This window comes from Brevundimonas sp. SS2672 (assembly GCF_059579685.1).
Map to the genome: position 1 here is coordinate 3,186,929 of NZ_CM184201.1, position 24,178 is coordinate 3,211,106.

General features: G+C 68.8%; 24 protein-coding genes and 1 pseudogene. 14 read left to right on the forward strand and 11 right to left on the reverse strand.

The genetic code is table 11. The features are described 5' to 3' along the window. Positions 1 to 68: 68 nt before the first annotated feature. Both dnaJ and dapB read left to right on the forward strand, forming a co-directional pair. A complete protein-coding gene (dnaJ, locus tag AC52GN_RS16000; protein ID WP_291780128.1) occupies positions 69 to 1,277 on the forward strand; it encodes a molecular chaperone DnaJ in 1,209 nt (402 codons plus the stop codon). Then, the gene (gene dapB / locus AC52GN_RS16005; RefSeq protein WP_291780125.1) at positions 1,274 to 2,023 is read left to right on the forward strand and encodes a 4-hydroxy-tetrahydrodipicolinate reductase; all 750 of its coding nucleotides are present in this window, start codon (positions 1,274 to 1,276) and stop codon (positions 2,021 to 2,023) included. The genes dnaJ and dapB overlap by 4 nt, the downstream gene beginning before the upstream one ends. A 76-nt stretch (positions 2,024 to 2,099) precedes the next feature. On the opposite strand, the gene AC52GN_RS16010 is transcribed toward dapB, so the two are convergent. The 3 genes from AC52GN_RS16010 to coaBC are packed head-to-tail and all read right to left on the reverse strand — an operon-like array spanning position 2,100 to position 4,240. After that, positions 2,100 to 2,501, reverse strand: a complete 402-nt coding sequence (locus AC52GN_RS16010) for a BLUF domain-containing protein (RefSeq protein ID WP_496527726.1) — start codon at positions 2,499 to 2,501, stop codon at positions 2,100 to 2,102. A 48-nt stretch (positions 2,502 to 2,549) separates the two neighbouring features. Then, entirely contained in the window at positions 2,550 to 2,999 is a 450-nt protein-coding gene (gene dut, locus AC52GN_RS16015) for a dUTP diphosphatase (protein WP_291780119.1), read from the reverse strand. Between the two features lie 17 nt (positions 3,000 to 3,016). After that, positions 3,017 to 4,240: a bifunctional phosphopantothenoylcysteine decarboxylase/phosphopantothenate--cysteine ligase CoaBC gene (gene coaBC / locus AC52GN_RS16020; RefSeq protein ID WP_496527727.1), complete on the reverse strand. Its 1,224-nt coding sequence runs from the start codon at positions 4,238 to 4,240 to the stop codon at positions 3,017 to 3,019. Between the two features lie 133 nt (positions 4,241 to 4,373). Between coaBC and AC52GN_RS16025 the strand changes: the two genes are divergently transcribed. Further along, positions 4,374 to 4,883, forward strand: a complete 510-nt coding sequence (locus AC52GN_RS16025; protein WP_346485486.1) for an S-type pyocin family protein — start codon at positions 4,374 to 4,376, stop codon at positions 4,881 to 4,883. Positions 4,884 to 4,913: 30 nt separating this feature from the next. Here the strand turns inward: AC52GN_RS16025 and AC52GN_RS16030 are convergent, their stop codons facing one another. Beyond that, complete coding sequence (locus AC52GN_RS16030) at positions 4,914 to 5,777, reverse strand: glutamate racemase (protein WP_312219277.1); 864 nt, start codon at positions 5,775 to 5,777, stop codon at positions 4,914 to 4,916. 121 nt (positions 5,778 to 5,898) lie between these two features. On the opposite strand from AC52GN_RS16030, the gene AC52GN_RS16035 reads away from it, so the two are divergent. Both AC52GN_RS16035 and AC52GN_RS16040 read left to right on the forward strand, forming a co-directional pair. Then, positions 5,899 to 8,082, forward strand: a complete 2,184-nt coding sequence (locus AC52GN_RS16035; RefSeq protein ID WP_496527728.1) for a M3 family metallopeptidase — start codon at positions 5,899 to 5,901, stop codon at positions 8,080 to 8,082. A gap of 257 nt (positions 8,083 to 8,339) precedes the next feature. Next, the gene (locus tag AC52GN_RS16040; protein WP_496527729.1) at positions 8,340 to 9,305 is read left to right on the forward strand and encodes a magnesium and cobalt transport protein CorA; all 966 of its coding nucleotides are present in this window, start codon (positions 8,340 to 8,342) and stop codon (positions 9,303 to 9,305) included. Here AC52GN_RS16040 and ppc read toward each other — a convergent pair whose 3' ends face one another. Beyond that, positions 9,306 to 12,011: a phosphoenolpyruvate carboxylase gene (gene ppc, locus AC52GN_RS16045; protein ID WP_496527730.1), complete on the reverse strand. Its 2,706-nt coding sequence runs from the start codon at positions 12,009 to 12,011 to the stop codon at positions 9,306 to 9,308. 311 nt (positions 12,012 to 12,322) lie between these two features. Here ppc and ffh point away from each other — a divergent pair. From ffh to AC52GN_RS16065, 4 genes and pseudogenes are all read left to right on the forward strand, one after another. Then, a pseudogene (ffh, locus tag AC52GN_RS16050) lies at positions 12,323 to 13,845 on the forward strand (signal recognition particle protein). Positions 13,846 to 13,869: 24 nt separating this feature from the next. After that, a complete protein-coding gene (rpsP, locus tag AC52GN_RS16055) occupies positions 13,870 to 14,364 on the forward strand; it encodes a 30S ribosomal protein S16 (RefSeq protein WP_291780095.1) in 495 nt (164 codons plus the stop codon). A gap of 109 nt (positions 14,365 to 14,473) precedes the next feature. Beyond that, the gene (rimM, locus tag AC52GN_RS16060; protein WP_496527731.1) at positions 14,474 to 15,001 is read left to right on the forward strand and encodes a ribosome maturation factor RimM; all 528 of its coding nucleotides are present in this window, start codon (positions 14,474 to 14,476) and stop codon (positions 14,999 to 15,001) included. Positions 15,002 to 15,084: 83 nt separating this feature from the next. Then, positions 15,085 to 15,789: a glutathione S-transferase N-terminal domain-containing protein gene (locus tag AC52GN_RS16065; RefSeq protein WP_496527732.1), complete on the forward strand. Its 705-nt coding sequence runs from the start codon at positions 15,085 to 15,087 to the stop codon at positions 15,787 to 15,789. A 46-nt stretch (positions 15,790 to 15,835) separates the two neighbouring features. On the opposite strand, the gene AC52GN_RS16070 is transcribed toward AC52GN_RS16065, so the two are convergent. Both AC52GN_RS16070 and AC52GN_RS16075 read right to left on the reverse strand, forming a co-directional pair. Beyond that, positions 15,836 to 16,009 (reverse strand): YegP family protein, encoded by a 174-nt coding sequence (locus AC52GN_RS16070; RefSeq protein WP_286952237.1) that lies wholly within the window; start codon positions 16,007 to 16,009, stop codon positions 15,836 to 15,838. Positions 16,010 to 16,109: 100 nt separating this feature from the next. Next, the gene (locus tag AC52GN_RS16075; RefSeq protein ID WP_496527733.1) at positions 16,110 to 17,297 is read right to left on the reverse strand and encodes a benzoate/H(+) symporter BenE family transporter; all 1,188 of its coding nucleotides are present in this window, start codon (positions 17,295 to 17,297) and stop codon (positions 16,110 to 16,112) included. Between the two features lie 128 nt (positions 17,298 to 17,425). Here AC52GN_RS16075 and AC52GN_RS16080 point away from each other — a divergent pair, with 128 nt between their 5' ends. After that, positions 17,426 to 17,776: a VOC family protein gene (locus AC52GN_RS16080; protein WP_496527734.1), complete on the forward strand. Its 351-nt coding sequence runs from the start codon at positions 17,426 to 17,428 to the stop codon at positions 17,774 to 17,776. A gap of 58 nt (positions 17,777 to 17,834) precedes the next feature. On the opposite strand, the gene AC52GN_RS16085 is transcribed toward AC52GN_RS16080, so the two are convergent. After that, positions 17,835 to 18,632 carry an enoyl-ACP reductase FabI gene (locus tag AC52GN_RS16085; protein WP_291781187.1) on the reverse strand — a complete coding sequence of 266 codons (798 nt, stop codon included), beginning with the start codon at positions 18,630 to 18,632 and terminating at the stop codon, positions 17,835 to 17,837. 155 nt (positions 18,633 to 18,787) lie between these two features. Here AC52GN_RS16085 and AC52GN_RS16090 point away from each other — a divergent pair, with 155 nt between their 5' ends. Beyond that, the gene (locus AC52GN_RS16090; RefSeq protein ID WP_496527735.1) at positions 18,788 to 19,141 is read left to right on the forward strand and encodes a DUF2794 domain-containing protein; all 354 of its coding nucleotides are present in this window, start codon (positions 18,788 to 18,790) and stop codon (positions 19,139 to 19,141) included. Between the two features lie 279 nt (positions 19,142 to 19,420). Here the strand turns inward: AC52GN_RS16090 and AC52GN_RS16095 are convergent, their stop codons facing one another. Then, on the reverse strand, positions 19,421 to 20,167 hold the full coding sequence (locus AC52GN_RS16095; RefSeq protein ID WP_346485503.1) for a Bax inhibitor-1/YccA family protein: 747 nt from the start codon (positions 20,165 to 20,167) through the stop codon (positions 19,421 to 19,423). Between the two features lie 126 nt (positions 20,168 to 20,293). Here AC52GN_RS16095 and thpR point away from each other — a divergent pair, with 126 nt between their 5' ends. The 3 genes from thpR to mmcB are packed head-to-tail and all read left to right on the forward strand — an operon-like array spanning position 20,294 to position 21,868. After that, positions 20,294 to 20,833 (forward strand): RNA 2',3'-cyclic phosphodiesterase, encoded by a 540-nt coding sequence (thpR, locus tag AC52GN_RS16100; RefSeq protein WP_496528826.1) that lies wholly within the window; start codon positions 20,294 to 20,296, stop codon positions 20,831 to 20,833. Next, entirely contained in the window at positions 20,830 to 21,396 is a 567-nt protein-coding gene (locus tag AC52GN_RS16105; RefSeq protein ID WP_496527736.1) for a GNAT family N-acetyltransferase, read from the forward strand. Before thpR ends, AC52GN_RS16105 begins: the two co-directional genes overlap by 4 nt. 25 nt (positions 21,397 to 21,421) lie before the next feature. Beyond that, a complete protein-coding gene (gene mmcB, locus AC52GN_RS16110; protein WP_291780062.1) occupies positions 21,422 to 21,868 on the forward strand; it encodes a DNA repair putative endonuclease MmcB in 447 nt (148 codons plus the stop codon). 100 nt (positions 21,869 to 21,968) lie between these two features. On the opposite strand, the gene AC52GN_RS16115 is transcribed toward mmcB, so the two are convergent. Both AC52GN_RS16115 and AC52GN_RS16120 read right to left on the reverse strand, forming a co-directional pair. Beyond that, positions 21,969 to 22,535, reverse strand: coding sequence for an ActR/PrrA/RegA family redox response regulator transcription factor (locus AC52GN_RS16115; protein ID WP_291780060.1), 567 nt, complete (start codon positions 22,533 to 22,535; stop codon positions 21,969 to 21,971). A 69-nt stretch (positions 22,536 to 22,604) separates the two neighbouring features. Beyond that, positions 22,605 to 24,116: an ActS/PrrB/RegB family redox-sensitive histidine kinase gene (locus tag AC52GN_RS16120; protein WP_346485505.1), complete on the reverse strand. Its 1,512-nt coding sequence runs from the start codon at positions 24,114 to 24,116 to the stop codon at positions 22,605 to 22,607. Positions 24,117 to 24,178 lie beyond the last annotated feature (62 nt).

Genomic DNA, 24,178 nt, shown 5'->3' on the forward strand with positions numbered 1-24,178 from the left:
TCCGCGAACGGAGCGCCTCCGCTGCAAGAGAGGCCTGAAGCGGCGGGAAGTAAGAGGACGAACGCCTGATGGCGCAACGTGACTATTACGAGATTCTGGGGGTCGAGCGGACGGTCGATGCGGCCGCGCTCAAGAGCGCCTATCGCAAGCTGGCGATGGAGCACCACCCGGACCGCAACGGCGGCTCCGAAGAGTCCGTGGCCCGTTTCAAGGAGATCTCCGAGGCCTACACTGTCCTGTCCGACGACCAGAAGCGCGCGGCCTATGATCGTTTCGGCCATGCGGGCGTGAACGGCGGCGGCGCGGGCGGGGGCAATCCCTTCGGCCAGGGCGGCGCCGGCTTCCACGACATCAACGACATCTTCTCCCAGGTCTTCGGCGACGCCTTCGGGGACGCCTTCGGCGGCCGGGGCGGCGGCGGACGCCAGAACCACGGGCCGCGCCGCGGCTCGGACCTGCGCTACGATCTCGAGATCACCCTGGAGCAGGCCTATCAGGGCGCCGAGGTCGAGATCGCCATCCCGACCCTGATGTCCTGCGAGGTCTGCGACGGCTCGGGCGCCAAGGCGGGCACCAAGCCGACCATCTGCAACACCTGCGGCGGCGCCGGGCGCGTGCGCCAGGCCAACGGCTTCTTCCAGGTCGAGCGCACCTGCCCCCGCTGCGGCGGCTCGGGCGAGATGATCGCCGACCCCTGCACCACCTGCCGGGGCCACGGCCAGGTCCGCAAGACCCGCAAGCTCAGCCTCAAGGTTCCGGCGGGCGTCGACGACGGTTCGCGCATCCGCCTGTCGGGCGAGGGCGAGGCGGGCCAGCGCGGCGGGCCGCGCGGCGACCTCTATGTCTTCCTGTCGGTGCAGCCCCATGAGCTGTTCGAGCGCGACAACCTGGACCTGCTGGTCACGGTGCCGGTGCCGATGACGGTGGCGGCCCTGGGCGGCGTCGTGGACGCTCCCTGCCTGATCTCCGACGCCTGCGACGGCAAGTGCAAGGCCCCGGTCGAGGTGCCCGCCGGCGCCCAGACCGGCAAAACCGTCCGCATCAAGGGCAAGGGCATGCCGCACCTGAACGGTCGCGGGCGCGGCGACCTGGTGGTCGAACTGTTCGTCGAGACGCCGACCGAGCTGACCGCGCGCCAGAAGGAGCTGCTGACCGAACTGGCGGCGTCGCTGGGCGAGACCCAGACCCCGCGCAACACCAGCTTCGCCGGCAAGGCCAAGCGTTTCTGGGCCGACATCCTGGGCGGCGACGCCGATAATCCGAAAGAGACCGCGTGAGCGACATCTTCCACGCCGGCATCTCCGGCGCCCGGGGCCGCATGGGCCGCGCCGTTTCGCAAGTCCTGGACGCCCGCGAGGATGTGGTGGTCGCCGCCCGTTTCGATCGCGGCGAGACCGTCGACCTGAAGCTGTGCGACGTCATCATCGACTTCTCGACGCCCGAGGCCTCGGTGGCTCTGGCGCGCGCCTGCGCCGAGGCGGGCGGGCCGGCCCTGGTCATCGGCTCCACCGGCCTGACGCCGGAGCAGGAGGCCGAGATCGAGGCGGCGGCCGACAGGATCGCCATCGTCATGAGCGGCAACTTCTCGCTGGGGGTGAACATCCTGATCGGCCTGGTCGAGCACGCAGCCCTGCGGCTGGACGCCCGCGACTGGGACATCGAGGTGCTGGAGACCCATCACCGGCGCAAGGTCGACGCCCCCTCGGGCACGGCCCTGATGCTGGGCGAGGCGGCCGCCAACGGTCGGGGCCGCGATCTGGAGGAGCTGCGCAGCGCCCCCTATGACGGCATCACCGGCGCCCGGGAGCCGGGCAAGATCGGTTTCGCCTCCCTGCGCGCCGGCGGGGTGATCGGCGAGCACACCGTCATGTTCGCTTCGGAAGACGAGATGCTGACCCTGTCGCATTCCGCCATGGACCGCAGCCTGTTCGCCAAGGGCGCCGTGGCCGCCGCCGCCTGGGTGCGCAACCGTCGCCCGGGCCTCTACGACATGCAGGACGTGCTGGGCTTCCGTCAGGCATAATGCCTGGAGGCGCTGACGCGCCCGCGCTATCGCTCGCCGCGCGGCGGCTCGCTGCTTAAGCGCGATTTGAGTGCTGTCAGGCCGGTTCGGTCAGTAGGGCGTCCATGGCCTCGCGCCAGGCGGTCAGGTCGTCGGGCCGCTCTGCGATCAGGCGGCTGAGCACGCCGCATGGGCCTGGCGTTGGAGCCGTCATGCCCCAGGCAGGGAAGGCGCGTCGCTCGATGCGGCCGCGCGCCACGATCTCGATGTCCTCATGCCGCTCGTCGAAATGCAGATGCAGCATGAGGATGTCGAGCGCGCTGGGCGAGCCTTCGAGAAGCTGGACGAACACTCCGTCCTGCAAGGTCAGCGCGCCTGTGATGCCGTTGCGCGCGTTCAGGAACGCCGCGACATGCACGATGTCGAGAACCGCAGCCCGTTCGTCGTCCGGGGCCAGTCGCGAGCGGCTGCAATAGACGAGCTGGTCCAGCGTGTTCATGACGGCGACGCTAGATGATTATCTACAGGTGCGAAAGTGATGGTTTCATCAACGTCCGGTTGAGCCGAATCCCCCAGCGCCGCGCGTGGTTTCGTCCACGGCCTCGACCTCGACCATCCGGGCCTGCTCGTAGCGGGCGATGACCATTTGAGCGATGCGGTCGCCGCGCTTGATCTCGAACGGCAGTTCGCCGTGGTTGATCAGGATGACCCCGACCTCGCCGCGATAGTCGCTGTCGATTGTGCCCGGCGAATTGGGCGCCGAGATGCCGTGTTTCAGCGCCAGGCCCGAGCGCGGACGCACCTGGGCCTCATAGCCGGGCTCCAGGGCGATCTTCAGCCCCGTAGGGATCAGCCGGCGCTGGCCGGGCTCCAGCACCACGCTCTCGCCCTCGGCGATGGCGGCGCGCAGGTCCATGCCGGCCGAGCCGGGAGTCTCATAGGCCGGCAGGGGCAGGCCTTCGGCGTGGGGCAGGCGTTCGACGCGGACGGTGGTCATGACGGGGAGGGTCTCTCTTAAGCCTTGAAGTGATCGGCGATGCGCAGGGCCAGCTTGCGCGCCACCTCGGTCTTGGACTGGCGGGGCCAGGGTTCGGCGCCGCCCTGGGTGAACAGGGTCACGGCGTTGCCGTCCGAGCCGAAGACCTCGTCCGAGACGTCGTTGCCGACGATCCAGTCGCAGCCCTTCTTCGACAGTTTGGCGCGGGCGTTCGCTTCCAGGTCGCTGGTCTCGGCGGCGAAGCCGACCACCAGTTTAGGGCGGCGCGGCCCGGGGGCGGAGACGCCGGCCAGGATGTCGGGGTTCTCGATCAGGGCCAGGGACGGCGGGCCGCCCGGCGCCTTCTTGATCTTGCCCGAGGCCACGCCGTCCACGCGCCAGTCGGCGACGGCGGCGGTCATCACGGCGATATCCGCAGGAAGAGCGGCCTCGACGGCGGCCTTCATCTCGGTCGCGGCCTCGACCCAGACGCGGTTCACGCCGACAGGCGCGTCCAGCGCCACCGGGCCGGAGATCAGCGTCACCTCGGCCCCCAGCTCGGCCAGGGCGGCGGCTACGGCGTAGCCCTGCTTGCCGCTGGAGCGGTTGGTCAGGCCGCGGACCGGGTCGATGGGTTCGAAAGTCGGTCCGGCGGTGACGACGGCGGTCCTGCCCTGCAGCGGCCGTCCGTCCGGCCCGGCCAGCAGACGCGTGATCGCGTCGAGGATGATCGGCGGCTCGGCCATGCGGCCCGGCCCGAACTCGCCGCAGGCCATGATCCCGTCGTCCGGCCCGACCACGGCCATGCCGTGAAAGCCGTCGAAACCTTTCAGCCGCTCGACATTGGCCTGGACGGCGGGATGCAGCCACATCCGCACGTTCATCGCCGGGGCCAGCAGCACCTTCTTGTCCGTGGCCAGAAGCGTGGTCGAGGCCAGATCGTCGGCCATGCCGTTGGCCGCCTTGGCGATCAGCCCGGCCGTGGCGGGCGCCACCACCACCAGGTCGGCCCAGCGCGACAGCTCGATATGGCCCATGGCGGTCTCGTCTTCCGGCATGAACAGGTCCTGCCGCACCGGGTGGCCGGTCAGGGCCGCCAAGGACATGGGGGTGACGAACTCGGCGCCGGCCTTGGTCAGGACGGTCATCACCTCGGCGTCCGCCTTCCTGAGCAGGCGGATCAGCTCCAGCGCCTTATAGGCGGCGATGCCGCCGCCGATGATCAGCAGGACCTTGCGGCCGGAAAGCGAGAGTGCGGTCATGGCGGAATCTGTAGCCGCGCCGCGTGACGGCGTCGAGACAAAGCCGCCTCGCTGACGGCGATGTAAATGGAACATTGTCGGAACAAAAATCTTGTGCCTAACTGCGTTCTCTGGGTGTTCGGGAGGAATTTCCATGCGGATGCGAGTGACGGCGGCGCTGGCCGCGACGGTTGTGGTTCTGGTCGGATGCGACAACGGCGGCTCTGCGGTCGAGACGCGGGAGAGGGGCGCGGCCGAGCCGGTCGGCCTGTCAGCGACGGCGGCGTCGGCGGAGGCCGACGTCTCGCCGCCCGAGCCGGCCAAGCCGACGGTCACCGCCAACCGCCGCGAGACCGCCGACGCCAAGGTGCAGCGTCTGTATGAACGGAACGGCGCGGCCTTCGGAGCCCGGTCGGCCGACGACTATCTGCAGAAGGTGAGGGCCTTCACCGACAACGCGCCGCGCGGGACCGAAACGGTCAAACGGCCGAACGGTGACACCCTCTTCTATCAGGCGTCGACCAACACCTTCGCCGTGGTGGACGGCAACGGCGTGCCGCGCACCATGTTCAAGCCGGACGACGGTCCGGCCTATTGGGCGCAGCAGAAGGAGCGGGCGCCGACCTTCGGCCAGCGTCGGACCGGGACGCGGGCGGAGCCGTAGGTCTTGCTCCCTATGGCGACCGAGTTGCGGCTAGGCCTGATCGAACGTCAGGGGCGCGCCCCAGAACTGGGCGACCAGGTCCGACTGCGGACCGGGCGTTCCGGTGGTCAGGAAGTCGCGGCGCGCCGACGCGCCCAGGTCGTATTCCGGATGGCGGTCGAAATAACGCTCCAGCGAATCGGCCACGGCGGCGGGCTGGCTGATGACCTGGACGCCGGGCGGCAGGGCCTGGGCGAACAGGTCGGCCACGATCTCATAGTGGGTGCAGCCCAGGATGGCCTTGTCCGGGTGGCGGCCGATGCGGCGGCGCAGGGCGTCGACGTGGTCGTCGACCACCACCTTCAGCTCCTCGGCCGGGGCGCCCAGTTCGATCAGGCCCGCCAGGCCGGGGCAGGCTTCGGTGAAGACGGCCAGGTCGTCGCGGCGCTTGTCGATCTCGATCTCATAGACGCGGCTCATGGCGGTGGCGGCGGTGCAGAAGACGCCGGTGATGTCGATCGCCTCCTTCTTCTCGCCCTCCAGGCGGCTTTCGCGCTCGGCCTCGAACGACCAGGGCAGGCCGGTGGCCGCCTCGATGGTCGGGACGATGATGCCCAGGATGTTGACCGGCCGGCCCAGCTTTTCGCGCATCCCCGGAATCCAGGTCTGCTGCAGGCGGCGAAGGGCGATGGCCGAGGCGGTGTTGCAGGCCAGGATCACCACCGAGGCGCCGGCCTCGAACAGGCGCTCGCACCCGGCGCGGGTCAGCGCGACGATGTCCTCGCCGCCGCGTCCGCCATAGGGAGCATGGGCCTGATCGCCCAGATAGATGAAGTCCCGCGTCGGAAAGCGGGTCGTGAGTTCGCGGTGGACCGTCAGGCCCCCCACGCCGGAGTCGAAAACGCCTATCGCCATGCAGCGGCCTTTAGCCTCGCGGGGTTTCGTCGTCCAATACTTAGGACTAAACCGGATTTATGCGACGTCAGAGGCCCTTGCGCCGAAGGACGTGCGAAACAGCAATGGTTGGGAGACCTGGATGCACAGACGCCATCTTCTCATCGGGGGCGCGAGCCTCTTCGCCCTGTCGGGCTGCGCCTCGGCCGGGGCCGTGGAGAACGCCGTGAGCGGCGCCGTCGCCGCCCTGACGACCGCCGATGAGGCCCGCATCGCCCGCGCGGTCCTGCCGACCAGCGCGCCGCGCGCCGAACTGCTGCAGCCCTGGACCGGCCCCTATGACGGCGTGCCGCCGTGGGACAAGGTGACGGCGCCCAAGATGCGCGAAGCCATCCTGGAAGGCATCGAACTGCAACGCGCCGACGTGGCCGCGATCGCGAACAACCCCGAGGGCCCGACCTTCGCCAACACCCTGGCGGCGATGGAGCTGGTCGGCGAGCCTCTGGATCGCGCGATGAACATCTTCAGCGTCATGACGTCGAACATCGGCGGCGACGAGTGGGATGTGCTCGAGACCGAGCTGTCGCCGATCCTGTCGGCGGCGTCCGACGAGATCACCTTCAACGACAAGCTGTTCCAGCGCATCAAGGCTGTGGCCGACGGCGCCGACAACGACGGCCTGAACGCCCAGCAGACGCGTCTCGCCGAGCGCAGCCGCGACCGCTTCGTGCGCAACGGCGCCGCCCTGGACGCCGCCGGCAAGGCCGAACTGGGCCGCATCAACACCGAACTGTCGAACGCCTTCACCAGCTTCGGCCAGAAGGTCGTGGCCGACGAGAACACCTGGACGGTGATCGCGAACGAAGCCGGTTTGAGGGGGCTGCCGGACTCGAACAAGGCCGCCGCGGCCGCCGCAGCGCGTTCGCGCAATGTCCAGGGCTGGGCCATCCTCAACACCCGCTCCAGCGTTGATCCCTTCCTGACCTTCGCCGACGACCGCGCCCTGCGCGAACAGGTCTGGCGCAAATTCGTCATGCGCGGCGACAACGGCGACGCCAACGACACCAAGGCGACCATCGTCCGCATCGTCGCCCTGCGCGACCAGCGCGCCAAGCTGCTGGGGTTCAAGAACCACGCCGAATGGCGGATGCAGGACACCATGGCCAAGACCCCGGCCGCAGCCATGGACCTGATGCAGCGCGTCTGGGCCCCGGCCAAGGCCCGCGTCGCCGAGGAAGTCGCCGACATGAAGGCGATCGCCGGCCACGACATCGAGCCGTGGGACTATCTGTATTTCGCCGAGAAGGTCCGCAAGGCGAAGTACGACCTCGATCAGAACGAGCTGAAGCCCTATTTCGAGCTGCACGCCGTGCGCGCGGCCTCCTTCTACATGGCCGAGCGCCTGTACGGCTTCGTCTTCAAGCAACTGCCCAAGGGCCAGGTCTCGACCTTCGAGCCGGACGTGACCACCTATGAGGTCACCGACAAGGCCACCGGCAAGCTGATCGGCCTCTACTACGCCGACGACTTCGCCCGTCCGGGCAAGCGCTCGGGCGCCTGGATGACCACCTATCGGTCGTTCTCGGCCCTGACGGGGTCCCAGCCGATCCTGGCCTCGAACAACAACAACTTCGTCAAGGCGCCCGAAGGCCAGCCCCTGCTGATCTCGCTGGACGACGCCGAGACCCTGTTCCACGAGTTCGGCCACGCCCTGCACTATTTCAGCTCGAACGTGACCTATCCGTCGTTCGGCAACACGCCGCGCGACTTCGTGGAATATCCGTCTCAGGTGCACGAGCACTGGGTGCTGACCCGCCCGATCCTGGACGGCTACATGAAGCACGTCGAGACGGGCCAGCCGATGCCGCAGGCCCTGGTCGACAAGATCGAGGCGTCGCAGACCTTCAACCAGGGCTATGCGACCGTCAGCTATCTGTCGTCGGCCCTGGTCGACATGGACCTGCACACCCAGGCGACGCCGCCGACCGACATCGACGGCTTCGAAAAGGCTTCGCTGGCGCGCTTCGGCATGCCCAAGGAGATGGTGATGCGGCACCGCCTGCCGCAGTTCAACCACCTGTTCACCTCCGACGCCTATTCGGCCGGCTACTACTCCTACCTGTGGTCGGAGACGATGGACGCCGACACCTGGGCCTACTTCGAGGAGTCGGGCGACGTCTTCAATCCGGATATCGCCGGCCGCTTCAAGTCGATCATGCTGGCGCCGGGCAACACCACGGATCGCGGCGACGCCTATCGCCAGTTCCGCGGCCGCAACCCGGACGTGGCGGCCCTGCTGAAGGTGCGCGGCTTCCCGGTGTCTTAAGGGGGCCTATCGCCCTTCGGGCTGCTTGAGGCTCGTTAGGTGATAAAGCTGAAGGGGCTCGGCGGGGTGACTTGCCGAGCCCTTTTCGTTGCCGGGGCTTGACCCGAGGATGACGAAGGAGGGGGAGGCCTCGACGGCGACCGCGTCCATGCTAAGGCTTGGAAGAGTCACGGGCCGCGTCGGGTCGAGACCCGAAGGGCGGCGCGAAGCCGCCAAGGCGGAGCCTTCTGATCGCGGCCCACCAGGAAGGAGAGCCCATGAGCGTCGTCGCCTCCTATGTCTACAAGGATGGCAAGCGGGTGCGCGCGGCGCCGCTGACGGATCAGGGCCTGGCCCTGGGCGAGGGGGAGTATCTCTGGATCGGCCTGCATGAGCCGTCGGACGAGGAGTTCGACGTCCTGGTCCGACGCTTCCATCTGCACCCCCTGGCGGTCGAGGACGCCCTGACGGCGCATCAGATCCCCAAGCTGGAAGTCTATGGCTCCGAGCTGTTCATCGTCGCCCGCACGGCCCAGGCCAAGGGCGACCGCATCCTGTACGGCGAGACCCACGTCTTCGTCGGACCCAACTACGTCATCACCATCCGCCACGGATCGGCGCGCGCCCACACCCAGTTGCGCGCCCAGTTGGAGGCCTCGCCGCATCAGCTGAAGCACGGGCCGGACTTCATCCTGCACGGGGTGCTGGACTTCATCGTCGACGGCTACATCCCGATCATCGACGCCGTTGAGGACAAGGTGCTGGAGATGGAGCAGGTCGCGCTGGACAGCTTCCTGGCGCGCGACGACATCACCCGCCTGTTCCAGCTGCGCCGCGAACTGGTGAAGTTCAGCCGGGTTCTGGGGCCGATGGAGGAGGTCTGCGTCAAGCTGCAGTCGCTGGACCTGCCCTGCATCGACCGTGAGGTTCGGCCCTATTTCCGCGATGTGGCCGACCATGTGCGTCGCGTCGCCAGCCGGGCGGCGGCCCTGCGCGACATCCTGGCCTCGGTGTTCGAGGTGTCGAACCTGCTGGAGCAGCAACGCCAGGGCGTCATCACCCGCAAGCTGGCCGCTTGGGCCGCCATCCTGGCGACGCCGACGGCGGTGGCGGGCATCTACGGCATGAATTTCGAGCACATGCCCGAGCTGCGCTGGACCTATGGCTATCCGGCCGTGCTGGCCTTGATCGTCGCCATCTGCATCGGCCTGTACGTCACCTTCAAGCGGACGCGGTGGCTGTGATCAGCCGCTGTTTCGAAGGCCCGCCGCCACGCCGTTGATGGCCAGGAGGATGCCGTTGCTGACGCGCGGGTCGTCGTCGCCCGCCCGGCGGCGGCGGATCAGCTCGATCTGCACATGGTTCAACGGCTCGACATAGGGCATTCGCTGGCGGATCAGGCGGCTGAGCTCGGGCTGGCCGCCCAGCAGGGCGCCCTGGCCGGTGATCGACAGGACGGCGGCCACGGTGCGGTCCCACTCGGCGCGGATGGCGGCGTAGATGCGTTCGGCCAGGGCGGGGTCGGGGACCAGTCCGGCGTAGCGGCGGGCGATGGCCATGTCGGCCTTGGCCATCACCATCTCCATGTTCTGCACCACGGTGCGGAAGAAGGGCCAGGTCTCGGCCATGGCGCGCAGTTCGGCGGGGTCCTCGCCCTGGACCGCCGCGCCGAAGCCGTACCAGCCGGGCAGCATGACGCGCGACTGCGACCAGCTGAACACCCAGGGAATGGCGCGCAGGTCCTCGATGGCGGGCGAGGCGGTGCGGCTGGCCGGACGCGAGCCGATCTTCAGGTCGGCGATCTCGGCGATGGGGGTGGCGGCGCGGAAATAGTCGACGAAGCCGGGCGTCTCATAGACCAGGGCGCGATAGGCCTGCATCGAAGCCGCCGACAGGCGCGCCGCCGTCTCGCCGTAACGCACGCTATAGCCCCCGTCCGACTGCGGTCCCAGCGAGGCCAGCAGGGTCCCGCAGGTCAGGGCGTCCAGGTTGCGTTGGGCCACCTCCGGCTCGCCGTATTTATTGGCGATGACCTCGCCCTGTTCGGTGACGCGGATGCGGCCGGCCACCGTGCCCGCCGGCTGGCCCAGCACGGCCGAGAAGGCCGAGCCGCCGCCGCGCCCGACCGCCCCGCCCCGCCCGTGGAACAACTGCAGCCGGACCCCGGCCGCGCGGGTGACCTCCAGCAGGGCGCGAGAGGCCTCGTGCAGCTCCCAGCCCGAGGTCAGGTAGGAGCCGTCCTTGTTGGAATCCGAATAGCCGATCATCACCTCCTGTACGCCTCGCGCCTCGGCCACGGCGCGGGCGGACGGCTCGGCGAGGACGCGCTCCAGCGTGGCGCGGGCGGCGCGCAGGTCGTCGATGGTCTCGAACAGGGGCGCGGCCTGGATGGGGCAGGCGGAAGGCTTGGCCGGGTCGTAGAGGCCGACTTCCTTGAGCAGCAGATAGACCTCCAGCATGTCCGAGGCGGCGTCGGTCTTGGAGACGATGTGGGTGCGGATCGCCTGCGGGCCGAAGGTCGAAAGGGCCTCGGCGGCGGCTTGAAGGATGGCGCGCTCCTTCAGCGTCTCGGCCGCATAGTCGGCGTAAGGCGAGAACAGGGGGCGGGGGCTGGCCAGTTCGCGCGCCAGCACGGCCAGCCGTTCGGCCTCGTCCAGGGCGGCGTAGTCGGGGCAGACGCCGGCTGTCTTCAGCAGGTCGGCGACCACGCGCTGATGCACGTCCGAGTTCTGGCGCAGGTCCAACGTCGCCATGTGGAAGCCGAATACGTCCGCCGCCGTGATCAGCCGCGCCAGCCGGTCGTCGGCGAAGACGGCGCCGTGGGTCCGCAGCAGACTGTCGTGCAGGATGTTCAGATCGGCGCGGAAGGCGTCAGGGCCGTCGTAGGGCGGGGCGAGGAAACGGGCAGGACGCGGCGTCGGTTCGCCGGTCAGCCCCGGATAGGCCGCCGATAGCCGGGCGTAGATCTGACTGAGCGCCAGTCGATAGGGTTCGTCCGCCCGCTGGATGGAGGCGTCGCCGGACCCTTGCGCCAGGGCGGCCAGTTCGGGCGTGACGCGGGTCAGGTCGATGGACAGGCTGAGCTCGGCGCCCAGGGCGTGCACCTCGTCCAGATAGAAGCCGAGCGCGGCGCGGGCCTGGCTGCGGAAGGCGGCGCGCAGGGTGTCGGCGTCGACGTTCGGGTTGCCGTCGCGGTCGCCGCCGACCCAGGAGCCGATGCGCAGGAAGGGCGCCAGGTCCGGCGCGTCCAGCAGCTTGCGCCACTCGGCCAACTGGGCCGGGGCGACGTGCAGGAAGATGCGCTGCAGCCAGTCGACCACGGTGTCGATCTCGTCCTGCACCACCAGGGCCGAGGCGCGGGTCAGCCGCGTGGCCCACAGGATGACGATCTGGCGGCGCAGCGCTTCCTTCAGGGTTTTGGCGTCGCAGGCCACGCCGTCGCGGTCGCAGCCGTCCAGCAGTTCGCCGACCGTCGCCGTGCGGTCCAGCACGCTCTTGCGGCGCACCTCGGACGGATGGGCGGTCAGCACCGGCGAAATCAGGGCCTGGGCCAGCAGGTCGCGCACGGCGTCCAGACCGACGCCCGCGTCGGCCAGGCGCTTGAGCACGCCCTCGGGCGTGTCGGCCCGTTGGCCGGCCTCGGCCTGCGCCTGGGCGCGGCGCTTGCCTGCTCGGTCCTCGGCGACATTGGCCAGCAGGGAGAAGGCGGCGAAACCGTGCGTCAGGCCGATGGCCTGATCCAGCGACAGCTCGCCCAGCAGACGCTCCAGCTCCGAGGCGTCGTCCGAGGCCGGGTCGCGGTGATAGGCGACCGACGCCTGGCGCACCGCTTCGATGCGGTCGTAGAGAGCCTGTCCGCCCTCGTCGCGGATCACCTCGCCCAGCAAGGCGCCCAGAAGCCGGACCTCCGCGCGGAGGCGGTCGTGAGGAAATTCGGAAGTCTGGGTCATGGATGTCTCTCAGCGGGGAGGCCGGAAGCGGAACCGTATCAGCGGAATCCGAGCGCGCCAGTCCATGCTGCAACGCAGAAACCCTTTGTGTGGTGGCGTTTCGACGGAGAAACGGAGTCGACATCGCCTTGCTTTTCCGCCATAAGCCGCGACTTCCGGCGCAATTGAACCTGCGCCTCCACCCGCACGACCCCTGATTTTCTTCAGGACGAGGCGGGAGAGGGCCTCTGTCGACGTGATCGTTCGCAGAGGTCGCCCGTCTATGGGCGTTTCTCACGGAGGCGAAGGCCCAGGCGCATGAAAGGGTTTGAATGTTCGAGGCTCTGAACGAGCGGCTGACAGGCGTCTTCGACCGGATCACCGGCCGCGGCGCCCTGTCCGAAAAGGATGTCGAGGAGGCCCTGCGCGAGGTCCGCGTCGCCCTGCTCGAGGCCGACGTCGCCCTGCCGGTGGTCAAGGACTTCATCGCCCGCGCCAAGACGGCTGCGACCGGCGAAGAAGTCATTCGCGCGGTCAAGCCCGCCGATCAGGTGGTCAAGATCGTCTATGATGGTCTGGTCGACATGCTGGGCGGCGAAGAGCCGGTTCCGCTGAACACCAATGCGACCCCGCCCGCCGTCGTGCTGATGGCCGGTCTGCAGGGCTCGGGCAAGACGACGACCTCGGCCAAGCTGGCCCTGCGTCTGTCGAAGTTCGACAAGAAGAAGGTCATGATGGCCTCGTTGGACACGCGTCGTCCGGCGGCCATGGAGCAGCTGGCCACCCTGGGCCAGCAGATCGAGGTCGCGACCCTGCCGATCGTGGCGGGCGAGAGCGCGGTCCAGATCACCCGCCGCGCGCTTCAGTTGGCCAAGCTGCAGGGCTTCGACGTCCTGATCCTCGACACCGCCGGCCGCATCACCCTGGACGAAGGGCTGATGAATGAGGTGGCCGAGGTCGCCCAGATCGCCAAGCCGGTCGAGACCCTGCTGGTCGCCGACAGCCTGACCGGTCAGGACGCGGTGCGCACCGCTAGCGCCTTCCACGAGCGCCTGCCGCTGACCGGCCTGATCCTGACCCGCGCCGACGGCGACGGGCGCGGCGGCGCCATGCTGTCGATGCGCGCCGTCACCGGCCTGCCGATCAAATATCTGGGCGCGGGCGAAAAGGTCGATGCGCTGGACGTCTTCGACGCCCGCCGCGTCGCCGGCCGCATCCTGGGGCAGGGGGACATCGTCGCCCTGGTCGAGAAGGCCGCGGGCGAGCTGGACCAGGCCAAGGCCGAGAAGATGGCCCGCAAGCTGGCCAAGGGCCAGTTCGATCTGGACGACCTGGCGGGCCAGCTGAACCAGATGAAGAAGATGGGCGGTCTTCAGGGCATCATGGGCCTGCTGCCCGGCGTGGCCAAGCTGAAGAACCAGATGGCCGAGAACAACGTCTCGGACAAGATGATCGACCGTCAGCTGGCCGTCATCAACTCCATGACCAAGGCCGAGCGCAAGAAGCCGGACCTGCTGAACGCCAGCCGCAAGAAGCGCGTGGCCAAGGGCGCCGGGGTCGAGGTTCAGGACATCAACCGCCTGCTGAAACAGCACCGGCAGATGGCCGACATGGTCAAGTCGCTGTCCAAGGGCGGCGGCAAGAACCTGCAGAAGATGGCCTCCATGATGGGCGGCCTGCCCGGCATGGGCGGCGGCGGTCCGGACATGAACCGTCTGAAGGCCCTGGGCGGCGGCAAGATGCCGGAACCCTCGGCCGATGAAATGAAAGCCATTCAGGACCGCCTTGCGGGCCTGGGCGGCGGACAACTTCCGGGGGCCTTCCGGGTCTGCCGGGCTTCCCCAAAAAGAAATAATGACCTTCTAGAAAGAGACTGAAAATGCTGAAGATTCGTCTGGCCCGCGGCGGCGCCAAGAAGCGCCCCTACTACCACATCGTCATCGCTGACTCGCACAGCCCGCGCGACGGCAAGTTCATCGAGCGCGTCGGCAGCTACAACCCGATGCTGCCGAAGGACAGCGCCCAGCCGCGCGTCGTCCTGAAGGTCGAGCGCATCGGCGAATGGCTGGCCAAGGGCGCCCAGCCGACCGACCGCGTCGCTCGCTTCCTGTCGCAGGACGAGACCCTGGGCCAGAAGGTCAAGTGGGTCCAGGGCAACAACCCCAAGAAGGCCGAGCCGGGCAAGAAGGCCCAGGAACGCGCCGCCGAGCGCGCCCAGCGCGAAGCCGACCGCCTGGAAGCCGAAGCCGCCGCCAAGGCCGAGGCCGCTGAAGCCGCCGCCGCCGCCGCCGCCGCTCCGGCCGTGGAAGAAGCTCCGGCTGAAGAAGCCCCCGCTGCTGAAGTCGCCGCCGAGGCGACCGAAGAGCAGGCCTAAGCCTTATTGTTCATCCGGCTCCGGCCGGTTGAGACGGGAAAGCAGCGTCCTTCCGGGGCGCTGCTTTTCTGCTATCTGGACCCATCGCATCGGCAAACGGAGCCCGGCCATGAGCAGCGAAGACAGACTGATCCTGGTCGGCCAGATCGGCGGCGCCTTCGGCGTGAAGGGCGAGGTGCGGATCAGCGCCTATACCGCCGACGCCATGGCCCTGGTCGGCTATTCGCCGCTGCTCGGCGCCGACGGCAAGCCCGTGTTGACCCTGCTTTCGGCGCGGCCGGACAAGGCCGGGGTGGTGGCGCGGGTCAAGGAGATCGCGACGAAGGAAGAGGCCGACGCCCGGCGCGGCCAGAAGCTGTTCGTCACCCGCGACGCCTTGCCTGAGCCTGACGAAGACGAGTTCTACCTGACCGACCTGATCGGCCTGGAGGGGCGCGATCCGGCCGACGTGGTTCTGGGCAAGGTGAAGTCGGTCCAGAACTTCGGCGCCGACGACATGCTGGAGATCGCCCCGGCCGAGGGCGGTCCGACCTGGTACCTGCCCTTCACCCGCGAGGCGGCGCCCCAGCTGCACATCAGCGAGGGCTGGCTGCGCATCGTCCGCCCGACCGAAGTCAGCGAGCGCGACGAAGACTGACGCACGGACATTCGCCGCATGGGCGGTTGCGGATGGCGGCGACGCCTCCAACATGAGCGGGACACTTCTTGTTGGAGCGCTCCATGGCCGATCTGTCCACCTTTCCCGTCACCCGCCAGTTTCCGCCGCAGCATCCGGATCGGCTTCAGCTCTATTCCCTGCCGACTCCCAACGGGGTGAAGGTCTCCATCCTGCTGGAGGAACTGGGCCTGCCCTATGAGGTCCATCTGGTCGACATCAGCAAGGACGAGACCTGGACGCCGGAGTTCCTGTCGCTGAATCCCAACGGCAAGATCCCGGCCATCATCGATCCGGACGGGCCCGGCGGGAAGCCGCTGCCCCTGTTCGAATCCGGCGCCATCCTGGTCTATCTGGCCGAAAAGGCGGGGCGGTTCCTGCCGACCGATCCGGCGGCGCGCTATGAGACCCTGCAGTGGGTCTTCTTCCAGATGGCGGCCATCGGCCCGATGTTCGGCCAGGTCGGCTTCTTCCACAAATACGCAGGCAGCGCCTTCGAGGACAAACGTCCGCGCGATCGCTACGTCGCGGAATCACGACGCCTGCTGGGCGTGCTGGAAGGGCGGCTGAAAGATCGCGCCTGGATCATGGGCGACGACTACACCATCGCCGACATCGCCATTCTGGGCTGGGTGCGCAATCTGGTCGAACACTATGGCGCGGGCGAGTTGGTCGGCTACGCCGACTTCCCGCACGTCGCGGCCTGGCTGGCGCGCGGCCTGGCGCGCCCGGCCGTGCAGCGGGGCCTGAACATCCCGGCGCGGCCGTAAGGCGAGAGTTGCGGGGGCGGGCGATGCGCCGCGCCCCCGCGCAGGCTCAGATCTCTTCGGTCGGAGCGTCCGGCACGTATTTCTTGATGGACTCGATGGCGCGCTTGGCGCCGGACTTGTCGGAATAGCCCTCGGTCGAGAAGATGATCTCGGAGTTGTACTTGAACCGGACGCGGAACTCGCCCGCCTTGTCCTGATAGACTTCGAACTTGTGCGCCATGATCGCCTCGCTCTGACGGCCGCCAGTCGGCCGGAACGGAGGCTGCCACGGCCCCGCTCGGGCCGTAAAGGGCGTGAAATGTAAAAGGCGGCGAAGCGGCTCAGCCGCGCGAGGGAATCCAGCGCCGCGCCGCCAGGGCCAGGAAGCCGACGGCCAGGCCCCAGAAGGCCGAACCGACCCCGAACAGGGCCGCGCCCGATGCGGTGGCGGCGAAGGTCAGCACCGCCGCCTCGCGATCCTTGGCTTCGCCCATCATGGCCCCCAGCGATCCGGTCAGGGGCGCGATCAGGGCCAGGCCGGTGATGACGGCCAGGGCCCCGGTCGGCATGGCGATGAACAGGCCCGCCAGCGGCGCGGCGAACAGGGCGACGACCAGATAGAACAGGCCGTAGATCACGCCCACGGTCCAGCGCTTCGTCGCATCGGGGTGGGCGTCCGCCCCGGTGCAGATGGCGGCGGTGATGGCGGCCAGATTGACGCCATGCGCTCCGAACGGGGCCAGAAGCGTGCTGGTCAGCCCGCCCCAGAAGATCAGCTTGCCGGCGGGCGGCGCGTAGCCGGCCGCCCTCAGCACCACCAGACCGGGCAGGTTCTGCGACGCCAGCGTCACCAGATAGAGCGGCAGGGCCAGGCTGACCGCCGCCTTCCAGTCGAAGGCGGGCATGACCGGCGACAGATTGCCGAACAGGCCGGTCCCCTCGGGCAGGGCGACCTGACCGCGCACGGCCAGAACGGCGAAGGCGGCGACCAGAACGGCGGGCAGGGACCAGGCGGGCGCCAGCCGCCGCATGACAAGAAAGACGACCAGCAGCCCCGCCGCCAGCATCAGGTCGGTCGGGAACACTAGGAACAGCTTGAGGCAGAAGGGCAGCAGCACCCCCGCCAGCATGGCCGAGGCCACGGCGGCCGGAATGCGCTCGGCCAGCCGCCCCAGCGCCGGAACCAGCCCGGTCAGCACCATCATCAGCCCGGCGATCACGAAGGCGCCCACGGCCGTCGACCAGCCGAGGCCGAGCGTCGAGGCGGCCAGCAGGGCCGCGCCCGGCGTCGACCAGGCCAGCACGACCGGCATCTTCAGCCGCCAGCTCAGCACCGCGCCGGGCAGGCCGATGCCCAGGCACAGGGCGGTGACCATGGAGATGATCTGGGCGGGCGTCGCCCCCATGGCCTGGCCGGCCTGCACCACCAGGGCCACGGTCCCGCCGAAGCCGACGACGGTCGCCACGGCGGCGGCCGAGAAGCTGGCGGCCACAATGCTGGGAGAAGGCGGCAGGCGGGACGAGCTCATGCCCTATGGCTTAGGCTGCGCCGCAACGCTTCGCAAAGGGGAACGGCGCCGTTCTGGCGTCGTTTGAGTCGTCATGCTGGACCACACCGGGATCATCGTTTCGGACCTGACGGCGGCCCGCCGCTTCTATGACGCCGTGGCGGAGGCTCTGGGCCTGCAGACCGCCAGTAATTCTGCCGGAGTCCTTCCTGTTCGGCCACAGCGCCGAACAGCCCATTCCCTATCTGTGGATCGGGACCACGCGGCCGTCCTATTGGGTCGAGGGTTCGCGCGCTGGGTTGAACCAGATGCACGTCGCCTTCGTCGCGCGGGACAAGGCCATGGTCGAGGCCTTCCATCGGGCCGCCCTGGCGGCGGGCGGCCGCGACAACGGCGCGCCCGGCCCCCGCGAAGGGGCCGGGGACTATTACGGGGCCTTCGTGCTGGACCCCGACGGCAACAACATCGAGGCCTGCTGCCGGGGCGCTGCGGTCCGCTGAGGGCGGCGTGAGATCGAACCGGAAAAGTCTGCAACTTTTCCTGATCTCACTCGAGGACTCAGCCTTCCATGTCGTCCGGCAGGCCGACGGCGTGGAAACCGGCGTCGACGTGGACGACCTCGCCCGTGGTCGAGCGGCCCAGGTCCGAGCACAGCCATAGGGCGGCGCCGGCGACGCCTTCCATCGAGGTCTCTTCCTTGATCAGCGAGAACTGCGCCGACTTGGAGTGCAGGCCGCGCCCGCCCGAAATGCCCGCCAGCGACAGGGTGCGCATGGCGCCTGCCGAGATGGCGTTGACGCGGATGCCCTTCGGCCCCAGGTCGCGCGCGATGTAGCGGGTGGCCGCTTCCAGGGCGGCCTTGGCCACGCCCATGGTGTTGTAGTTCGGAATGACCCGCTCGGAGCCGAGATAGGTCAGGGTGATCATCGAGCCGCCGTTGGGCATCAGCTTGGCCGAGCGCTTGGCCACGTCGACGAAGCTGAAGGCCGAGATGTTCATGGCCAGCAGGAAGCTGTCGCGGGTGGTGTTGTCGACGAAGGAGCCCTTCAACTCGTCCTTGTTGGCGAAGGCCACCGAGTGGACGACGAAGTCGATCGTGCCGAATTCCTTCTCCAGTTCGGCGAAGGCGGCGTCCATCGAGGCGTCGTCGGTGACATCGGCCTGGATCAGCAGCTTGGCGCCGACGCTTTCGGCCAGCGGGCGCACGCGGCGCTCAAGACCCTCGCCCAGATAGGTGAAGGCCAGCTCGGCGCCCTGGGCGGCCAGCTGCGAGGCGATGCCCCAGGCGATGGAGTTGGAGTTGGCCACCCCCATGATCAGGCCCTTCTTGCCCTTCATGAGGTCTCCGGTGGGCATGTCCCAGCCTTCGCTCGTCGCCATGGGTTCGTCTCCGTATCTAGAACTTGATCCGCCTTTTGGACGGGCGCGCGGCGGGTGACAAGCGCCCAGACCTCGGCTCGGGCTCAATCTGCGAAGCTGGCGTTTCTCCGCAGGCGGTCTAAGTTGAAGCCATGAGCTTCGACGTCGACAGTTCGAACGCGCAGCCGCAAGACGCTTCCCCGTCGGGGCCGGTCTTCTTCGACCGCCGCGAGCTGGACCAGATGCTGCGGATTTATGGACGCATGGTGGCGGCGGGCGAATGGCGGGACTACGCCATGGCCGGAGGCAGGGACCACGCCGAGTTCGCCGTCTTTCGTCGCCACGGCGACGCGCCGCTCTACCGCATCGAGAAGCGCCCGGCGCTGCGCCTGAAACAGGGGCAGTGGGCGGTGATCGGCGAGGGCGGCCATGTGCTGAAGCGCGGCGGCGACCTCGCCCAGGTGCTGCGCGTCTTCGACAGCCGGCGCTTCACGGTGGTGGAGTAGGGGGAGCCCCTTCATTCCCGCTCATCCCGGCGGACGCCGGGACCCAGTGAGTAAGCCAAACTTGAGCCTGACCACTGAGCCGGGAGCTCTGAAGCCAAAGCACTGGGTCCCGGCGTCCGCCGGGATGAGCGGGGGGCAGGCAATCGCCGACACTTAAGGTGGACACGGTCAAGAAAAAGGCCCCGACGTTGCCGTCGAGGCCCCATTCTGTCTTGGCCGACTAAGCTGCGCTCAAGTCGGCCGTGACCGCGTCACAGCCATAGCGCACTTAAAAAGTCCCTATTCGCGGCTGCCCATGAAGGCCAGCAGGAACTGGAACAGGTTGATGAAGTTGATGAACAGGCTCAGGGCGCCGAAGCCCGTGGCCACACCCATGGCGTTCTTGTCGCCGCCGAGCGCGTAGTAGGTCATCTTCAGGCGCTGGGTGTCATAGGCGATCAGACCCGAGAAGATCAGCACGCCCGCGCCCGAGATCACCAGATACATCACGCCCGATTGCATGAACATGTTGACGATCGAGGCGATGATCAGGCCGATCACGCCCATGATCAGGAAGGTGCCCATGCCGCTCAGGTCCTTCTTGGTCGTGTAGCCGACCAGGCTCAGACCCGCGAAGGCGGCGGCCGTGACGAAGAAGGTCGAGGCCAGCGAACCGCCCGTATAGCGCAGGAACAGCACGCCCAGACCGGCGCCGATGGTGGCGACCACGGCCCAGTAGAGCATGTTCACGCCCCGGGCCGTCGGGTTCTTCATGAAGAACATGGAGCCGAACAGCATGACCAGCGGCGAGAACTGGATGATCATGCCCAGCATCGTCAGGCCGACGCGACCGTCCGGCATGCGGGCGAACAGCAGCTGCTGCACCGCAGGAACGTTGCCGGTGACGTAGGCCAGGGCGCCGGCGACGACCAGGCCGATCGCCAGCTTGTTGTAGACGCCCAGCATGAAGGCGCGCAGGCCGGCGTCGACGGACATGTCCGCCGACTGCGGAAGCGGGCGCGCATAGCCGTTGTTGAAATCGCTCATCGCGAAAGAAGTCTCCCATGTGGCCGGAAATATCCCGACCCGTGGCTCAAATATCGGGACGCGGAGACGTCCATGCAAGAAAAACCGGACTTCCGGCCGCCGGTTCCGCCCGCTACCAAGGGTCGCATGTTGCGCCTGTTCACCGCCATCGCCATTCCCGAGGACGTCGCCGAGACCCTGGCGCGGCGCCAGTCCGGCCTGCCCGGCGCCCGCTGGCGGCCGCTGGACGCCCTGCACGTCACCCTGGCCTTCTATGGCGAGGCGTCCGAGCGCACGGCCGACGATCTGGCGTCGGAGCTGACCCGGGCCGAGGGCGGAGGGGCGTTCGAAGTCACCCTGAACGGCGTCGGCGCCTTCGGAGACGCCCATCGCAGCCACACCCTGTGGGCGGGGCTGGACCGGTCGGAGCCGCTGAACGTCCTGGCCGGGCGTTGCCGCGCGGCGGGCGAACGGGCGGGCGTGCCGCCGGAGAAGCGCGAATACCGCCCGCACGTCACCCTGGCCTATTTGAAGCCCCAGGCGAACCCGGACCGTATCGGCGCCTGGATCACCGGGCACAACCTGTTGAAGTCGCCGCCGATCCGCGTGGATCGCTTCGGCCTCTATTCCAGCGTTCTGACCGGCGACGGCAGCGTCTACACCCTGGAACGCGAGTATCTGTTGTGATCGAACGCCCTGCTTCGCCTCTCGGTCCCACGCTGGAGACCGAGCGCCTGTTCCTGCGTCCGCCGACGCTGGATGATTTTCCGCGCTGGGCCGAGTTTCAGGCCGACCCGGCCACGACGCGTTTCATCGGCGGGCCGCAGTCGAAGCATCAGGTCTGGCGGACCATCGCCTCGGTCGCGGGCATGTGGGCCTTGCATGGCGAGGGCATGTTTTCGGTGATCGAGAAGGCGACTGGCCTGTGGATGGGCCGCATCGGGCCGCTGCATCCCTATGACTGGCCGGGTCGGGAGGTGGGCTGGAGCCTGCACCCCGACGCCACGGGCAAGGGCTATGCGATCGAGGCCGCCGTCGCGACCATGGACTACGCCTGCGACGTGCTGGACTGGGCGGACGTCATCCATTGCATCGACCCGGACAACCGGGCGTCGGAGAAGGTGGCGGAACGGCTGGGCTCGACCAATCGCGGACCGGCCGTCATGCCGCCGCCCTTCCATGAGCACGCCGTCAATCTGTGGGGCCAGACGCGGGATCAGTGGCGTCTGAACCGGCAGCGCTTGCGATAGGAACATAGGCGGAACATAAAGGCGAATGCCCGCCGCCGCGCTTCACCTCGAACTGGTCTTCAGCCGCCCCGAAACGACCCTGTCCGTCACGCGCGGGGCCGCCCGGCTGATGGCGGACATGGGGTATGCGCCCCTGCTGGAGGTCTGCCTGCCCAATGGACGGCGCGCCGACGTCATGGCCCTGGGGCCGAAGGGGGACATCGTCATCTGCGAGGTGAAGTCGGGGATCGACGACTATCGCGTCGACCGGAAGTGGCATGAGTACGGCCCCTTCTGCGACGCCTTCTATTTCGCCGTGGCGCCGGAGTTTCCTGAGGGCGTCCTGCCCGACGAACCGGGTCTGATCGTCGCTGACGGCTTCGGCGGGGCGGTGGTGCGCGAGGCGCCGGCGACGCCCCTCGCTCCCGCGCGCCGCAAGGCCCTGACCCTGGCCTTCGCCCGCCTGGGCGCGCTCCGGACGATGCGGGAGTAGCGCCTTCTCTCACAAGGGGAGAAGGAGAAGAACAATGCGCTCAAGTCGCGAGCGACCGCGTCGCGAGCATAGCGCCCCACAATGAAGCGATAGGCGTAGCCTATCGCGGCGCGCGTTTGGCCAGGATGCGTTGCAGGGTGCGGCGGTGCATGCCCAGGCGACGGGCCGTCTCGGAGACGTTGTGGTCGCACAACTCATAGACGCGCTGGATATGCTCCCAGCGCACACGGTCGGCCGACATGGGGTTTTCCGGCGGCTCGGGCGCCTCGCCGGTGGACAGCAGGGCCTTGACCACGTCGTCGGCGTCGGCGGGCTTCTGGAGATAGTCGACGGCCCCGGCCTTGACCGCCGCGACGGCCGTGGCGATCGCGCCGTAGCCGGTCAGCATGACGATGCGGGCGTCCTCGCGCCGCTCGCGGATCATCTCGACCACCTTCAGGCCGTTGCCGTCCTCCAGCCGCATGTCCAGCACGGCGAAGGCGGGGACCGCCTGGCGCAGGGCGTCGTTCGCCTCGGCCACCGAGCCGGCGACGGTGACGGCGAACCCGCGGGATTCCAGCGCCCGCCCCAGACGGGTGCGCAGCGCCTGGTCGTCATCCAGCAGCAATAGGGATTTGTCGTCGAGGGCGGCGACTTGAGCGGCGACTTGGGGTTCGAGGTCGGACATGCGGTTCTCCTGCGGTTCAGGTCGTGCGTCATGGGCGCAGGGTCAAGGGCGAAGCCGACGACTGCGACATCAGGTTCCACCGGACTCCATGGCGGAAACCGGCGCCTCCAGCGCCTGTCGCGGCCAGCGGATGGAGACGCGAGCGCCCTTGGGCTGGCCCTTCTCGCCGTCTCCGGACCCGACCGAGACCTTGGCGCCGGTGCGTTCCAGCAGCGTGCGGGCGATGAAGAAGCCCAGGCCCATGCCGCCCTGGCTGGGGGCGATGGGGGCGGTGATCGGGGGCGGCGCCGCGCGGCGGCCGCGGCGGGCGGGGCGCGAGGCGGCGGCGATCTGGGCGGCCAGGGCGCGACGGGCCTTGGCCTGGGGGCGGCTGGTCACATAGGGCTCGCCCAGGCGCGGCAGAATCTCGGAGGCGAAGCCGGGGCCGTCGTCCAGGATGTCGATCTCGATCCAACCGGCGTCGACCACGGCGGTCAGCCGCACCTTGCGGGCGGCGAAGTCGGCGGCGTTCTCGACCAGGGTGGACAGGCCGTGGACGATCTCGGGCAGGCGGCGGACCCGCGGCACGGGGTGTCCGGGCGGCGCCTTGACGGCGATCTCGAAGTCCAGGTCGAAGCCCCGGTGGGGCTCGGCCACCTCTTCCAGCAGGGCCTTCAGGTCGATGTCGGCGAACAGGGGGTCGCCCTCTTCGGGCTGGGCCGACAGCTGCTTGAGAATGGCCCGGCAGCGTTCCGCCTGTTGCAGGATCAGGGCGGCGTCCTCGGCGGCCGGACTGTCGGTGGGGGCGTCGCGCAGCATCTCCTTGGCGACGACCTGGATGGTGGCCAGGGGCGTGCCCAGCTCATGGGCGGCGGCGGCGGCCAGGCCGCCTAGGGCCGCCAGCCTCTGCTCGCGCTGCAGAACGTCCTGGGTGGTGGCCAGAGCCAGCTCCAGCTTGTCGGCGTCGGCGGCGACCTTCCAGGCGTAGCCGGCGGTGAACAGCACCCCCGTCACCAGGGCCAGTCCCAGCCCCAGACGATAGAGGCCCGGCAGCTCCAGATGTTCGTGCAGCCGCCACGGCAAGGGCAGGGACCAGGAGAAGAGGAAGCCCACGGCGATCAGGGCCATGACGCCCAGGATCACCGCCTGACGCGCGGGCAGGGCGGCCGCCGCGATGGTCACCGGCGCCACCAGCAGCAGGCAGAAGGGGTTGGCCAGCCCGCCGGTCAGGGCCAGCAGGGTCGCCAGCTGCAGGATGTCGAAACCCAGCTGAGCGGCGGTTCGAGGCCCGTCGGGCAGGCTGCCGTCGATGCGCCGCGCCCGCGCCATGGTGGCCAGGTTCATCGCCACGCCGGCGCCGATCACGGTCAGGCATTCCCACAACGGCAAGGGGAAGTGCAGGGCGAAATAGGCCGTCAGGATCGCCGAGGTCTGGCCGATCACCGCCAGCCAGCGCAGCACGATCAGGGTGCGCAGCGACAGGCCGCGTCCGCGTCGGGGCAGCTCCGGCAGGCCGGCCAGCTCGCCTCCCGCCAGGGCTAGGAGGTGCGGCGAGGCGGGCGGCTGGACGTGCGGCGGAATGGGGGCTTCTGTAGGGCTCACCCCTCTTCTATAGACCGGGCGCAGGGCGGCTGCACGGTTCGCCGTGTCGCGCCTGCCGAATG